General features: G+C 43.6%; 16 protein-coding genes and 5 tRNA genes. 20 read left to right on the forward strand and 1 reads right to left on the reverse strand.

Annotated elements, in window-relative coordinates:
• Positions 1–57 precede the first annotated feature (57 nt).
• The 14 genes from acpS (at position 58) to AS29_RS07065 (ending at position 10,974) form a co-directional block, all read left to right on the forward strand.
• Complete coding sequence (acpS, locus tag AS29_RS07000; RefSeq protein WP_035404371.1) at positions 58–423, forward strand: holo-ACP synthase; 366 nt, start codon at positions 58–60, stop codon at positions 421–423.
• Between the two features lie 115 nt (positions 424–538).
• A complete protein-coding gene (locus AS29_RS07005) occupies positions 539–1,549 on the forward strand; it encodes a LolA family protein (RefSeq protein ID WP_035404372.1) in 1,011 nt (336 codons plus the stop codon).
• A gap of 139 nt (positions 1,550–1,688) precedes the next feature.
• The gene (gene alr / locus AS29_RS07010; RefSeq protein ID WP_035404373.1) at positions 1,689–2,849 is read left to right on the forward strand and encodes an alanine racemase; all 1,161 of its coding nucleotides are present in this window, start codon (positions 1,689–1,691) and stop codon (positions 2,847–2,849) included.
• 150 nt (positions 2,850–2,999) lie between these two features.
• Positions 3,000–3,281, forward strand: coding sequence for a CopG family ribbon-helix-helix protein (locus AS29_RS07015; protein WP_035404384.1), 282 nt, complete (start codon positions 3,000–3,002; stop codon positions 3,279–3,281).
• Positions 3,282–3,285: 4 nt separating this feature from the next.
• Positions 3,286–3,636, forward strand: coding sequence for a type II toxin-antitoxin system endoribonuclease NdoA (gene ndoA, locus AS29_RS07020; RefSeq protein WP_035404386.1), 351 nt, complete (start codon positions 3,286–3,288; stop codon positions 3,634–3,636).
• 220 nt (positions 3,637–3,856) lie between these two features.
• The gene (locus AS29_RS07025) at positions 3,857–4,693 is read left to right on the forward strand and encodes an STAS domain-containing protein (RefSeq protein WP_035404388.1); all 837 of its coding nucleotides are present in this window, start codon (positions 3,857–3,859) and stop codon (positions 4,691–4,693) included.
• Entirely contained in the window at positions 4,690–5,055 is a 366-nt protein-coding gene (locus AS29_RS07030) for an STAS domain-containing protein (RefSeq protein ID WP_035404391.1), read from the forward strand. The genes AS29_RS07025 and AS29_RS07030 overlap by 4 nt, the downstream gene beginning before the upstream one ends.
• 3 nt (positions 5,056–5,058) lie before the next feature.
• The gene (locus AS29_RS07035; protein ID WP_035404394.1) at positions 5,059–5,460 is read left to right on the forward strand and encodes an anti-sigma regulatory factor; all 402 of its coding nucleotides are present in this window, start codon (positions 5,059–5,061) and stop codon (positions 5,458–5,460) included.
• 12 nt (positions 5,461–5,472) lie between these two features.
• The gene (locus AS29_RS07040; protein WP_035404396.1) at positions 5,473–6,480 is read left to right on the forward strand and encodes a PP2C family protein-serine/threonine phosphatase; all 1,008 of its coding nucleotides are present in this window, start codon (positions 5,473–5,475) and stop codon (positions 6,478–6,480) included.
• 61 nt (positions 6,481–6,541) lie between these two features.
• On the forward strand, positions 6,542–6,874 hold the full coding sequence (locus tag AS29_RS07045; RefSeq protein WP_035404398.1) for an anti-sigma factor antagonist: 333 nt from the start codon (positions 6,542–6,544) through the stop codon (positions 6,872–6,874).
• Positions 6,871–7,353: an anti-sigma B factor RsbW gene (gene rsbW / locus AS29_RS07050; RefSeq protein ID WP_035404401.1), complete on the forward strand. Its 483-nt coding sequence runs from the start codon at positions 6,871–6,873 to the stop codon at positions 7,351–7,353. Before AS29_RS07045 ends, rsbW begins: the two co-directional genes overlap by 4 nt.
• A complete protein-coding gene (sigB, locus tag AS29_RS07055; protein WP_035404404.1) occupies positions 7,319–8,110 on the forward strand; it encodes an RNA polymerase sigma factor SigB in 792 nt (263 codons plus the stop codon). Before rsbW ends, sigB begins: the two co-directional genes overlap by 35 nt.
• A complete protein-coding gene (locus tag AS29_RS07060) occupies positions 8,107–8,706 on the forward strand; it encodes a PP2C family serine/threonine-protein phosphatase (RefSeq protein WP_035404407.1) in 600 nt (199 codons plus the stop codon). The genes sigB and AS29_RS07060 overlap by 4 nt, the downstream gene beginning before the upstream one ends.
• Before the next feature lie 99 nt (positions 8,707–8,805).
• Positions 8,806–10,974 carry a Tex family protein gene (locus AS29_RS07065; protein ID WP_035404410.1) on the forward strand — a complete coding sequence of 723 codons (2,169 nt, stop codon included), beginning with the start codon at positions 8,806–8,808 and terminating at the stop codon, positions 10,972–10,974.
• A gap of 30 nt (positions 10,975–11,004) precedes the next feature.
• Here the strand turns inward: AS29_RS07065 and cmpA are convergent, their stop codons facing one another.
• Positions 11,005–11,115, reverse strand: coding sequence for a cortex morphogenetic protein CmpA (gene cmpA / locus AS29_RS21305; protein ID WP_123913341.1), 111 nt, complete (start codon positions 11,113–11,115; stop codon positions 11,005–11,007).
• Positions 11,116–11,227: 112 nt separating this feature from the next.
• Between cmpA and AS29_RS07070 the strand changes: the two genes are divergently transcribed.
• From AS29_RS07070 to AS29_RS07095, 6 genes are all read left to right on the forward strand, one after another.
• The gene (locus tag AS29_RS07070; protein WP_035404414.1) at positions 11,228–11,677 is read left to right on the forward strand and encodes a SprT family protein; all 450 of its coding nucleotides are present in this window, start codon (positions 11,228–11,230) and stop codon (positions 11,675–11,677) included.
• Positions 11,678–11,814: 137 nt separating this feature from the next.
• Positions 11,815–11,889, forward strand: a tRNA-Asn gene (locus AS29_RS07075).
• Positions 11,890–11,914: 25 nt separating this feature from the next.
• A tRNA-Ser gene (locus tag AS29_RS07080) sits at positions 11,915–12,005 on the forward strand.
• Positions 12,006–12,020: 15 nt separating this feature from the next.
• Positions 12,021–12,092 (forward strand) — tRNA-Glu (locus AS29_RS07085).
• A 68-nt stretch (positions 12,093–12,160) separates the two neighbouring features.
• Positions 12,161–12,235 (forward strand) — tRNA-Gln (locus AS29_RS07090).
• A gap of 3 nt (positions 12,236–12,238) precedes the next feature.
• Positions 12,239–12,314, forward strand: a tRNA-Lys gene (locus AS29_RS07095).
• The last annotated feature ends 10 nt before the right edge of the window (positions 12,315–12,324 follow it).

The following is a 12,324-nucleotide window of genomic DNA, read 5'->3' on the forward strand; positions in this document are numbered from 1 at the left end:
TTCATTTATATGGAACGGGACAATGAATAGTACAAGGGAATTGGAAAGGAGAATTGGATGATAACGGGGATTGGGTTAGATATAGTAGATATGGAAAGAATTCGGGCTCTGGAAAATCGTCACCCGCGCTTTCCGCAAAGAATACTTGGCAAAGAAGAATGGCTGATTTATGAACAGTTAACAGGTGTCCGCAAAACGGAATTTCTGGCGGGCAGGTTTGCCTGCAAGGAAGCTTTTGCAAAGGCGTCCGGTCTTGGAATCGGAAAATCCCTTAGCTTTCAAGACATTCAAATAGTTAAAGAAAAAAGCGGAAAGCCCGCTGTTATAGCCTCCGGATTCAGCGATGCAAGGATTTTGGTCTCCATTACCCATACGAAGGAATATGCCGCCGCCCAGATTATCATGGAAAGCCTGTCAAGCTAGTCTGCATATTCACCCGGTCTGTCTCATATATTTGTATCGGAATGGGAGAGACAAGTGTTTTGGCACTGTTTTTCTTACACTTTATTGTGAGATAAAGCAAAGGGGCTGAAAAAGGGTGAAAAGAAGCTTAAGTTTGTTGCTGGTAGGGCTGATAGCTGTCTTTCTAATGTCTGCCTGCGGAAACAAATCCCAGAATGACGTAGTGAAAGGGCTGGATAAGAAGGTTGAGGATACTGAAAGCTATAAAACGAAAGCGAAAATGACGCTTCAGACAGGCAGTGAACCTCAAGTCTATGATGTGGAAATCTGGTACAAGGAACCTTCCTTCTACCGTGTAAACCTGAAGAATCCAGCGAAAGAGCAAAGCCAGATGATCTTGCGCAATGAGGAAGGCGTTTATGTCCTGACACCTTCTCTCAACAAAAGCTTCCGTTTCCAAAGCGACTGGCCGAAAAACAGCAGCCAGGCGTACCTATTCGAATCTTTAGTGAAAGATATTGTTTCTGACAAAGCAGCGATCTTTAAAGCGACGGAAAAGCAGTATGTATTTGAAACGAAAACCAACTATCAAAACAATTCCATGCTGCCGATGCAGGAAATAACGTTTAATAAGAAGGATTTGTCACCTGCAAGCGTGAAAGTGATGGATCCGGATCGCAACGCCCTGGTCACGGTCGAATTTAAAGACTTTGAATTCAACCCCTCCTTCGATAAAGACTCCTTCAATATGGAGAAAAACATGTCATTCGGTATGATGGACCTTCCGGCTGCCGCACCGGTAGACAAGGAGCCTTTTGCTGTTAAATATCCGATGGAAATGCCGGAGGGAGTCAAGCTGATTCAGGAAAAAGAGCTTGAAACAAACAATGGCAAACGAATTGTTATGACGTTTGCAGGCAAGAAGAACTTTACGATGATTCAGGAAAGAGCCAGTGTATCCTCTTCAGCCAAGGCTGTGACGGTCAATGGGGATCCGGCCGATTTAGGGTTTACAGTTGGTGCAATTAACGAAAATTCCATCACCTGGACTGCCGAGGGAGTGGAGTACATGATTGCATCAGAGGATATGACTCCTGACGAAATGATGAATGCAGCGAGGTCGGTTCAAGGACAAACTGCAAAATGATGCGAAAACAGGAAGGTGCGATTCGCACCTTCCTTAAATTTTGTATAGGGGTACACCTTCCTGTAATCCGTTTGACAAGAGCCTGTTCATAGTCGGATAATCTTCTATAGCATGAATTTTGTCAGAGGATGTGTAGGGAATGAGTGAGGATCTTACTTTTTATCGGGATACTTGGGCGGAAATTAATTTAGACGCCATTGAATATAATGTAAAGAGCATGATTCAGCATCTTGGCCGGGATGGTAAAGTAATTGCGGTCGTCAAAGCAAATGCATACGGGCACGGAGATTATGAGGTGGCTGAAACAGCTATTAAGGCGGGAGCTGATATGCTCGCCGTTGCATTTGTGGATGAAGGAATAGCGCTTCGGAAAAAAGGGATGCGTTCGCCGATTCTTGTCCTTGGAGCATCACGGCCTGAAGATGTGCAAATCAGCATCGATTATGATCTTACACTGACTGCGGTATCTCTCGATTGGGTTATGCAGGCAGAAAAATATGCAGCTGACGGGGAGCTTGCTTTCCATATTAAGCTGGATACAGGAATGGGACGCCTTGGCATCACAAAGAGAGAAGAGCTGGAGGCTGTCATTGAGTTTGCATGCACCTCTGCCCATCTGAAACTTGGCGGGATTTTCACGCATTTCGCAACGGCTGATGAACTGGATTCTGATTACGCGGAATATCAGTTTGCAGCATTTGAAAAACTGATCGATGGGATCGCTTCTCCGGAGTGGATGATTCATTGCGCAAACAGCGCGGCAGGACTTAGATTTCCCGGACGGATATTCAATACTGTAAGGCTTGGAATTTCCATGTATGGCCTTGCCCCTTCCATGGAGCTCAAAGAAAATTTGCCTTATCCATTGGAGGAAGCCCTGTCCCTTCATACAAAACTGGTTCACGTTAAAAAAATAGCAAAAGGTGAAAAGGTCAGCTATGGGGCAGCCTATACAGCGGAAGAAGATGAATGGATCGGAACGCTTCCTGTCGGATATGCCGACGGATGGATTCGGCGTCTTAAGGATTCCGAGGTGCTTGCTGACGGAATGAGGGTGCCGATTGTCGGCAGAATCTGCATGGATCAGTGCATGATTCGACTTCCTCGAAAAATGCCGATTGGAACACAAGTTACCCTGATTGGAAGACAATCAGAAGAATATATTCCCATTGATGAGATTGCCGGGCGTCTGGAAACCATCAATTACGAAGTTCCTTGTATTTTGTCGGCCAGAGTCCCCCGTATGTTTTTGCGAAATAAGAGTATAATGGAAGTTAGGAACCCCATTATCCAATCATAATCAGCTAAAAAAAGGCTGATAGATGGGGATTAATCATACTTGAGGCATTAAGAGATTATTTAGAAAATAGTTTGCTTCTCGCATCAATAGTGGTATGATTGACTATGGAATGGAATAACGGGTGTGCAAGTTTGGTGGAGGTGTATGTTTGTGTCTGAATCCAGCGCAACGACTGAAATTATGATCCGCTTACCGCAGACATTAGTGTCAGAATTGGACAGTCTTGTCAAACAAGAGAACGGAAATCGAAGCGAGCTTATTTATCAGGCGACAAAAATGTATCTTCGTGAACGCAAAAAGCGCCAAATTCGTGAATCCATGAGACGCGGATACATGGAAATGGCCAAGATTAACCTCAATATTGCTTCCGAAGCTTTCATGGCAGAATCAGAGGCTGATCATACCGTAGACCGCTTAGTAAGCGGAGGTTGATCCTTTGATTGTTAAACGCGGCGACGTTTATTTTGCTGACTTATCTCCTGTGGTGGGTTCTGAACAGGGAGGCGTTCGTCCAGTTTTAATCATTCAAAACGATATCGGCAACCGGTTTAGCCCCACTGTCATTGTTGCAGCTATTACTGCCCAAATCCAAAAGGCGAAATTGCCGACTCATGTCGAGATTGACGCAAAACGCTATGGCTTTGAACGGGACTCTGTTATTTTGCTGGAGCAAATCCGGACAATCGACAAACAGCGACTAACCGATAAGATTACTCATCTTGATGATGAAATGATGGATAAAGTGGATGAAGCCTTGCAGATAAGCCTCGGACTTATTGATTTTTAATCGAATACCCAAAATAAAAAGGGAGTTGCTATATCCAGCGGCTCCCTTTTTATTTTATAATGAAAATAATTAGACACAGACTGTTATACCGGGGATGAGAGCGAAACCCACAACTTGGAAACTCCTTTTCGCCGGCACATTCCTTTTTTTTGTTTACATAAATAGGTATAATGTGATGAGTGTATATATAATAGATTTTAGGGAATAAGGGGGGATTTACATGAATCAGGAATACAACCCGATTTTAGCATTTTTACGCGAGAATCAGACGGAGATTGCAGAAAGTTGGTTTGCAGCTCTTAAGGAATTGGATGACCGTAAATATTCAGAACTCATGTCGGATTCTGCTTATATGAATACAGCGCAGGATTTCATCAATGTTCTGCTTCAGCATATGGAGGGAACCGCTGAGAACCATGATCAGCTAGTAACCAACTTTTCTTCCCGACTTGTACAAGCCGGCTGGTCGCTGACCTTTATTACAAAAGGTGTTAAGCAGCTGGGGCTTATTATCTTTTCAAAGATGACGGAAGATGCTGCCGAAGAGGACAAGATGAAATTGGTTTGGGAGTTTGACCAAAATTTTTCTCCGCTCACAGAAGAACTTCTGCTGGAATATGCCGCTTCATGGGAAAGAACTGTTTCGCTTCAGAAAATAGCGCTTCAGGAACTATCCGCCCCGCTTATTCCTGTATTTGAACATATAACCGTGATGCCCCTGGTGGGAACGATTGATACAGAAAGAGCCAAACGCATCATGGAAAATCTGTTGGATGGTGTTGTGAAGCACCGTTCTCAAGTCGTATTAATTGATATAACCGGGGTTCCGGTAGTGGATACGATGGTCGCCCACCACATAATTCAGGCTTCCGAGGCAGTGCGCCTTGTAGGAGCAAAATGTCTTCTTGTCGGCATTCGTCCTGAAATTGCCCAGACCATTGTGAATCTTGGAATCAACCTGAATCAGATAACAACGAAGAACTCACTTCAAAAAGGTATTGAAGCTGCGTTGGAAATGACAAATAGAAATATCGTCTCAACGGGGGAATTAGTATGAGAACGCCAAGAATACCCATTTTAAAATTGAAAGATTGCCTTCTCATTTCAATTCAATGGGAATTGGACGATCAGACTGCTCTGCAATTTCAGGAAGACCTTCTTCATAAAATTCATGAAACGGGTGCCAACGGTGTCGTGATTGATTTGACTTCTGTTGATGTCATCGATTCATTTATTGCCAAGGTACTTGGAGATGTGATCAGCATGTCCAAGCTAATGGGTGCTACAGTCGTTCTTACAGGTATTCAGCCTGCAGTAGCGATCACTCTAATCGAGCTCGGCATTCAGCTTGAAGACGTGAAGACCGCATTAGATTTAGAAAAAGGACTTGAGACACTTCAGCAGGAATTGGGGGAATAGCCAATGGACAACCAATCCTGTGTAAAAATAGTGACGGAATGGGATATCGTTGCAGCACGCCAGCTTGGGCGCAACGTAGCGAAAGAGCTTGGTTTCGGAACTGTAGACCAGGCGAGAATTACCACCGCCATATCTGAATTGGCAAGAAACATTTATTTATACGCTGGCCAGGGCCAGCTTTGCATAGAACAGATAGAAGAGTACGGAAAAAGAGGACTGAAAATAATAGCCATTGATAGTGGTCCCGGAATTCCTGATATTCGCAAAGTCATGGAAGACGGCTTTTCAACTTCAGGAGGACTCGGTGCCGGATTGCCAGGTGTAAAACGGCTGATGGATGAGTTTAACATTCAGTCTGCTTCTGGGGAAGGGACCGACATACGAGCGGTCAAATGGCTTCGCTAGGAGGCTGGCCTTATGGAATTCAAGGAAGTTGTAGAAACTAAATATCGAGAGCTGCTTCACAATTATATAAGCGAACTAACAGAAACAGCACTATATCAAGGACAAAAATTCAGCAGACAAACGCTTCAGCAGCAAATTCCTCCTGAGGAAATTGTCAGCATCCACCGGAAAGTGCTTCAGGAACTGTATCCTGATATTCAGGAAGATGTGCTGAACTCTCTTGATTTTCTCCTTGAAGTGATGATGGGGTATGGACTTGCCTATCAGGAGCATCAAATTTTAAGGGATAAACAGCTTGAGATTAAGTCGGAGATTGAAATAGCCGCTAATGTGCAGCAGACATTGCTGGAAACGAAAATTCCGAACTGCAAAGAACTGGATATCGGTGCAGTGAGTATACCATCCAAACAAATGAATGGAGATTATCATCATTTTGTCCAGGATGAGAATCACATTAGCATTGCACTGGCCGATGTAATTGGAAAAGGAATTCCGGCTGCTTTATGTATGTCGATGATTAAATACACGATGGACAGCCTTCCGGAATCACGTAAAGATCCTGGATTTGTGCTGGAAAACCTTAACCGTGTAGTTGAACAGAACGTGGATCCAAGTATGTTTATTACGATGTTCTACGGAATGTACGATTTGCACAGCCATTTGTTTTCATTTGCATCTGCGGGGCACGAACCCGGTTTTTATTATTCAAAGCGGGAAGATGTTTTCCATGATCTTGATGCAAGGGGACTGGTTCTCGGCGTTGATCAGAACGTGAAATACAAGCAGTATGATAAAAAAGTGGAATGCGGAGACATAATTGTTCTTTTATCTGACGGTGTTTCCGAGAGCAGATCTGAAGACGGATTTGTTGAGAGATGCGAGATTTCTAATTTAATCAGAAAATATGAACACCTTCCCGCGCAGAAAATTGCAGACACGATTTATCAGGAATTTTTATCTATGCAGGATTTTCAGCTAAGGGATGATTTTACCTTTATTATTATCCGCAGAAATGTTTAATAGTATTTGGAAAAGGGTAGGAAACTAGTAGCATAAATCGTATTGTCTGAGGTGAATTTTAATGAATTTAAAAACAACTATTGAGAATATGGAACAAATGACGAAAGTAACAGTTTCAGGAGAAATTGATGCTTATACAGCGCCAAAGCTTAGAGAAGAATTACTTCCGCTTGCAGAACAAACCAAACCGCAGCTAGTGATCAGCCTGCGTGATGTATCATATATGGATAGTACAGGTCTCGGTGTGTTTGTCGGACTTTTAAAAACAGTGAGGAAAAATGAAGGCGAGCTCCGCCTTGTTGAACTTTCCGACCGTCTTGAAAGATTATTTACAATCACTGGACTTAATGACATCATCGATATTTCATCAAAAGCAGAAGGTGGGGTACAATGAATTCAATCGTGGATTACATTGAAATGAAAATTCCTGCAAGACCTGAATATGTGGGCATTGTCCGCCTTACACTCTCAGGGATTGCCAGCCGCATGGGTTATTCTTATGATGAAATTGAAGATCTTAAAATTGCTACAAGTGAAGCTTGCACAAACGCTGTGCAGCACGCGTATAAGAATGTTGAAAAAGGCGAAGTGACCATTGGATTTGGTCTGTATGAAGACCGGCTTGAAGTAATGGTTTCTGATACTGGACAGAGCTTTAATTTCGAAGCGAAGAAGAAGGAATTAGGGCCTTATTCTTCAAACGCCAGTGTAGATTCCCTGCCGGAAGGAGGGTTAGGCCTTTATTTGATGGAAACGCTCATGGATGAGGTCCGTGTGCAGATCAGCACTGGAGTCACCGTATTTTTAACCAAGTTTTTAAACGGGGAGCGGGTGAACCATGACACAACCGTCACAAACTACGAAGCTAACTAAAGAACAAGTAAATGAACTAATAACCGCTTACCAGGAGACACAGGATGATCAGGCTCAAACGGATTTAGTCCATCACTATAGAGGTCTTGTTGAAACCCTTGCCAAGAAATACTCCCGTGGGAAAAGCTTTCATGAAGACCTGCTTCAGGTAGGAATGATCGGCCTTTTAGGTGCGATTAGGAGGTACGATTCTGAAGTTGGGAAATCGTTTGAAGCTTTTGCCATTCCAACGATAATCGGCGAAATCAAAAGATTTCTCCGCGATAAGACATGGAGCGTCCATGTACCGCGAAGAATCAAAGAACTCGGACCGAAGATTAAGGCCGCTGTGGATGAACTGACAAATACTCTTCAGCGTTCGCCGAAAGTGTATGAAATTGCTGAATACCTTGAAGTGTCAGAGGAAGAAGTGCTCGAAACGATGGAAATGGGAAAAAGCTATCAGGCTTTATCTGTTGACCACTCGATTGAAGCAGATCCTGACGGCAGCACGGTTACCATTCTTGATATCGTTGGTTCTCAGGACGATGGATTCGAACGGGTTAACCAGCGTATGATGCTTGAAAGTGTGCTCCATGTTCTTTCTGAGCGGGAAAAGCAAATTATTCAGCTGACGTTTATTGAAAACAAAAGCCAGAAGGAAGCCGGAGAGGAATTAGGTATTTCTCAAATGCATGTTTCAAGGCTTCAGCGCAGAGCTATTCATAAGCTGAAAGAAGCTCTGGCAGCTGATAAATCTGTGGAGTACTATCAATGATTGAGCGGGAAACAAATGAACGGGTTCGCGCTTTAGCCTTTCAGCTCCAAAAAAAAGGGAAAGTTCTCTGCGGAGACAGTTTCTTTATGAAAACAACAGAGGATTATTTTGTTTGTTCCCTTGCAGACGGACTTGGCAGCGGGGAATTGGCACATGAATCCTCGCAGGCAATCAGTGATTTGGTGGAAATGCATCATGAAGAAAATGTCGAACAGCTATTAATCCGCTGCAATCAGGCATTAAAAGAAAAGCGCGGAGCAACAGTTTCTATTTTTAAAATGGCGTTTGCAGATCAGCAGCTATCCTATGGATCAATTGGGAATATACGTTTTGTGTTGTATAACCCTGCGGGAGACTTCGTTTATCCTCTGCCTGTCCTCGGGTACATGTCCGGCAAACCTCAAAAATTTAAAATTAATTCTTATTCTTATCAGCCGGGTGCTAAATTTATCGTCCATTCGGATGGTCTGAAAATCTCGGCAATAAAATCATTGCTGACGGATTATGATACGGTGGAACATATATCAGACGCATTAGAATCATACACGCTCGATCGTGATGATGATTTAACCTATATAGTCGGTCAAATTTTTTAAAGTTTTAAAAAATTGGCCGGCTATTTATTTTGCTTTCTGTTAACGGTCCTCCGTTTTTTGTTATGATAGAAACATCTCGCAAATCGGAGGATGTTTACGATGGAACTTGAAAATCAGGATCGTTTATTAAAAGTACTGACCGAAAATTTAAAGATTCCTTATAAACAAGTGAAAAGTGTGATTGCCCTTCTTGAAGAAGGAAACACGGTACCCTTTATCGCCCGTTATCGAAAAGAGATGACAGGCGCATTGGATGAGGTTCAGATCAGAGACATTTCTGAATCATGGCAATACATGCTGAACCTTGAAGGCAGAAAAGCGGAAGTAATTCGTTTGATTGAAGAACAAGGGAAATTAACGGATGAGCTGAAAAAAGACATTACAGCTGCTGTAAAGCTGCAGCAGGTTGAGGATTTATACAGACCATACAAACAAAAAAGACGTACTAAGGCAACAGCAGCGAAGGAAAAAGGGCTTGAGCCCCTTGCACAATGGATTATGCAGCAGCCACTTTCTGAAAAACCCGAACAAAAAGCTAAAGCCTTTATAGATGGGGATAAAGGTGTTGAGACAGTGGAAGACGCTTTGCAGGGGGCGAAGGATATCATAGCAGAGAAAATAGCGGATGAACCTGCCTATAGAAAGTGGATCCGGGAGCAAGCGTTTAAAAAAGGCATGATCGTAACGGCAGCCAAAGACAAGGAGAAAGATGAAAAGAATGTCTTTGAGATGTATTACGAATATGAAGAGCCTGTTCATAAAGCAGCACCTCATAGAGTATTAGCTATGAACCGCGGGGAAAAAGAAGACATTCTCCGCATATCGGTGAAAACCCCTGCGGACCAAGTGCTCGCTTACCTGGTCAGACAGGAGCTTGGTTCCAAGCACACCTCGGTGAAACAGCTTATGGAAGAAGCAATTGAAGATGCTTATAAACGTTTGATCGAGCCTTCAATTGAACGGGAAATTAGAAAAGAACTCACGGAAAAAGCCGATGCACAGGCCATTCATATCTTTTCGGAAAACTTAAGAAACCTGCTCCTTCAGCCTCCATTGAAAGGAAGGGTAGTGCTTGGTCTCGACCCTGCATACCGGACAGGCTGCAAGCTCGCGGTTGTAAGTGAAACCGGAAAAGTGCTTCATATTGGAGTGATTTATCCGCATGCGCCCGTCAATAAGCGGGAAGAAGCGATGCAAACCATTCTTAAGCTGATTCAGGACTATCAAATTGAAGTAATCGCTGTTGGGAATGGAACGGCATCGAGAGAGAGCGAACAGCTCGCGGCCGACGCAATCCAGCAATCCGGAAAAGATTTAGCTTATCTTATTGTGAATGAAGCAGGAGCGAGTGTATATTCGGCATCTGATTTGGCAAGAGAGGAATTCCCTGACCTGAAAGTAGAGGAAAGAAGTGCGGTTTCTATTGCAAGAAGGCTTCAGGATCCACTCGCTGAGCTTGTAAAGATTGATCCAAAATCGGTTGGTGTCGGACAATATCAGCATGATGTAAGCCAGAAAAACCTGAATGATTCCCTGACGTTTGTTGTGGAAACAGTGGTAAATAGGGTTGGAGTGAACGTAAACACCGCTTCGCCTGCCCTGCTTCAATACGTTTCCGGGCTTTCGAAGACAGTTGCTCAAAACATTGTGAAAAAGCGGGAAGAGCTGGGTAAGATTACAAGCAGAACCCAGCTCAAAGGGATCCCCCGTTTAGGTGCTAAAACATATGAACAGGCAGTAGGCTTTCTTCGGGTAATTGATGGGGAACAGCCGCTTGATCGGACGTCGATTCACCCTGAAAGCTATAAGGTCGTAACAGCGCTGCTAAAGCACCTGGATTCTTCGCCTGCTGAGCTGGGCAGCGAAAGCCTGAAGGAAAAAATAAAGAACCTCGATATTAAAAAAGCATCTGCTGCATTTGGTGTAGGAGAGCTGACCCTGAAAGACATTTGCGATGCATTAGTTCAGCCCGGACGTGATCCTCGTGATGAAGTAGCGAAGCCTCTCCTGAAGAAAAACGTATTAAAGCTCGAGGATTTAAGCAAAGGGCTGGAACTTCAGGGAACAGTAAGGAATGTAGTCGATTTTGGTGCGTTTGTAGATATCGGAGTAAAACAGGACGGGCTTGTTCACATTTCAAAACTGAGCCGGCAGTATGTAAAGCATCCTCTGGATGTGGTGAGCGTAGGCGATGTAGTGACCGTATGGGTGGACTCAGTTGACGTTCATAAAGGAAGAGTTTCATTAACGATGCTCTCAGATCAATAAAAAACGTAAGCGAGGAAACACTGCTCCCGATTAGCAGTGTTTTTTTCTGTAAAAATACCAGCATTGATTCAGAAGCTTTATCTGATAGCAATTTTTTTCATGAAAAGCACGCATCATCTGATTTTTTAACCATGATGGCATTGCTCATACCTCCTTAGCCGTTATAATGGAGTATGGGTATTAGCTAATGTATGCAATGAGTAAATGTCCTGTTCTTTGAACAAGGCCGAATAAAGAAAGGTGTTACATTCATATGGATCAGCAGCAGCTGCAAGTGCTTGTTGAAGAACTATCTTCCAAGTATTTTAATAAACCATTTACCCATAAAGCGGTATTCAATAACAGGCTCAGATCAACTGGCGGAAGATATATGCTTTCCTCACACAATATTGAAATCAATCCAAAGCAGCTTGATGAGCATGGAAGAGAAGCGGTTGAAGGTATTATTAAGCACGAACTCTGTCACTACCATCTTCATCTGGAGGGAAAAGGATACCGTCATCGGGATCAGGAATTCAGAAAACTGCTTAAGCAGGTGGGAGCTCCCCGTTTTTGTACACCAATTCCTTCTTTGAAAACTCAAAAGCCCCTTCATCTATATAAATGCAAAGAATGTCTTCAGCGTTTCGAACGGAAACGAAGAATGGATACGAAGAAGTATGTGTGCGGAAAGTGCGGAGGCCGGATTGAACAGTTGAATTAGGTGTTGACGGCGGTTGGTATGTATGGTAAATTATAAAAGCCGTCGTTGAGAGACAGGCTTCATGATTAATTGTTGAATAATAGTATTGACTTCGAGTCATAATTTACCTATAATAAAGAAAGTCTGCTGTTTATTATTCCGCAGTAGCTCAGTGGTAGAGCTATCGGCTGTTAACCGATCGGTCGCAGGTTCGAGTCCTGCCTGCGGAGCCATATTTTTATTAATCAGTACACAGATGGGGAAGTACTCAAGTGGCTGAAGAGGCGCCCCTGCTAAGGGTGTAGGTCGTGTAAGCGGCGCGAGGGTTCAAATCCCTCCTTCTCCGCCATCTAATTTTCAACATGGCCCGTTGGTCAAGCGGTTAAGACACCGCCCTTTCACGGCGGTAACACGGGTTCGAATCCCGTACGGGTCATTTTTTGTTTTCGGACAAGTTCTGATGCGTACAGAGGATTTAGATTCCTTTGGACGATTAGAGAATATTGGGCTATAGCCAAGCGGTAAGGCAACGGACTTTGACTCCGTCATGCGTTGGTTCGAATCCAGCTAGCCCAGCCATCCGAGCCATTAGCTCAGTCGGTAGAGCATCTGACTTTTAATCAGAGGGTCGAAGGTTCGAGTCCTTCATGGCTCACCATTTACATTTT

The organism is Bacillus sp. SJS (genome assembly GCF_000732485.2).
Taxonomy (GTDB): domain Bacteria; phylum Bacillota; class Bacilli; order Bacillales; family Bacillaceae; genus Metabacillus_B; species Metabacillus_B sediminis.

What these genes read in the sequence shown, in the direction of transcription:
- acpS (WP_035404371.1), top strand. Translation starts at nt 58, where the DNA reads ATGATAACGGGGATTGGGTTAGATATAGTAGATATGGAAAGAATTCGG.
- alr (WP_035404373.1), top strand. Translation starts at nt 1,689, where the DNA reads ATGAGTGAGGATCTTACTTTTTATCGGGATACTTGGGCGGAAATTAAT.
- AS29_RS07025 (WP_035404388.1), top strand. Translation starts at nt 3,857, where the DNA reads ATGAATCAGGAATACAACCCGATTTTAGCATTTTTACGCGAGAATCAG.
- AS29_RS07030 (WP_035404391.1), top strand. Translation starts at nt 4,690, where the DNA reads ATGAGAACGCCAAGAATACCCATTTTAAAATTGAAAGATTGCCTTCTC.
- AS29_RS07035 (WP_035404394.1), top strand. Translation starts at nt 5,059, where the DNA reads ATGGACAACCAATCCTGTGTAAAAATAGTGACGGAATGGGATATCGTT.
- AS29_RS07040 (WP_035404396.1), top strand. Translation starts at nt 5,473, where the DNA reads ATGGAATTCAAGGAAGTTGTAGAAACTAAATATCGAGAGCTGCTTCAC.
- AS29_RS07045 (WP_035404398.1), top strand. Translation starts at nt 6,542, where the DNA reads ATGAATTTAAAAACAACTATTGAGAATATGGAACAAATGACGAAAGTA.
- rsbW (WP_035404401.1), top strand. Translation starts at nt 6,871, where the DNA reads ATGAATTCAATCGTGGATTACATTGAAATGAAAATTCCTGCAAGACCT.
- sigB (WP_035404404.1), top strand. Translation starts at nt 7,319, where the DNA reads ATGACACAACCGTCACAAACTACGAAGCTAACTAAAGAACAAGTAAAT.
- AS29_RS07060 (WP_035404407.1), top strand. Translation starts at nt 8,107, where the DNA reads ATGATTGAGCGGGAAACAAATGAACGGGTTCGCGCTTTAGCCTTTCAG.
- AS29_RS07065 (WP_035404410.1), top strand. Translation starts at nt 8,806, where the DNA reads ATGGAACTTGAAAATCAGGATCGTTTATTAAAAGTACTGACCGAAAAT.
- cmpA (WP_123913341.1), bottom strand. Translation starts at nt 11,115, where the DNA reads ATGCCATCATGGTTAAAAAATCAGATGATGCGTGCTTTTCATGAAAAA.
- AS29_RS07070 (WP_035404414.1), top strand. Translation starts at nt 11,228, where the DNA reads ATGGATCAGCAGCAGCTGCAAGTGCTTGTTGAAGAACTATCTTCCAAG.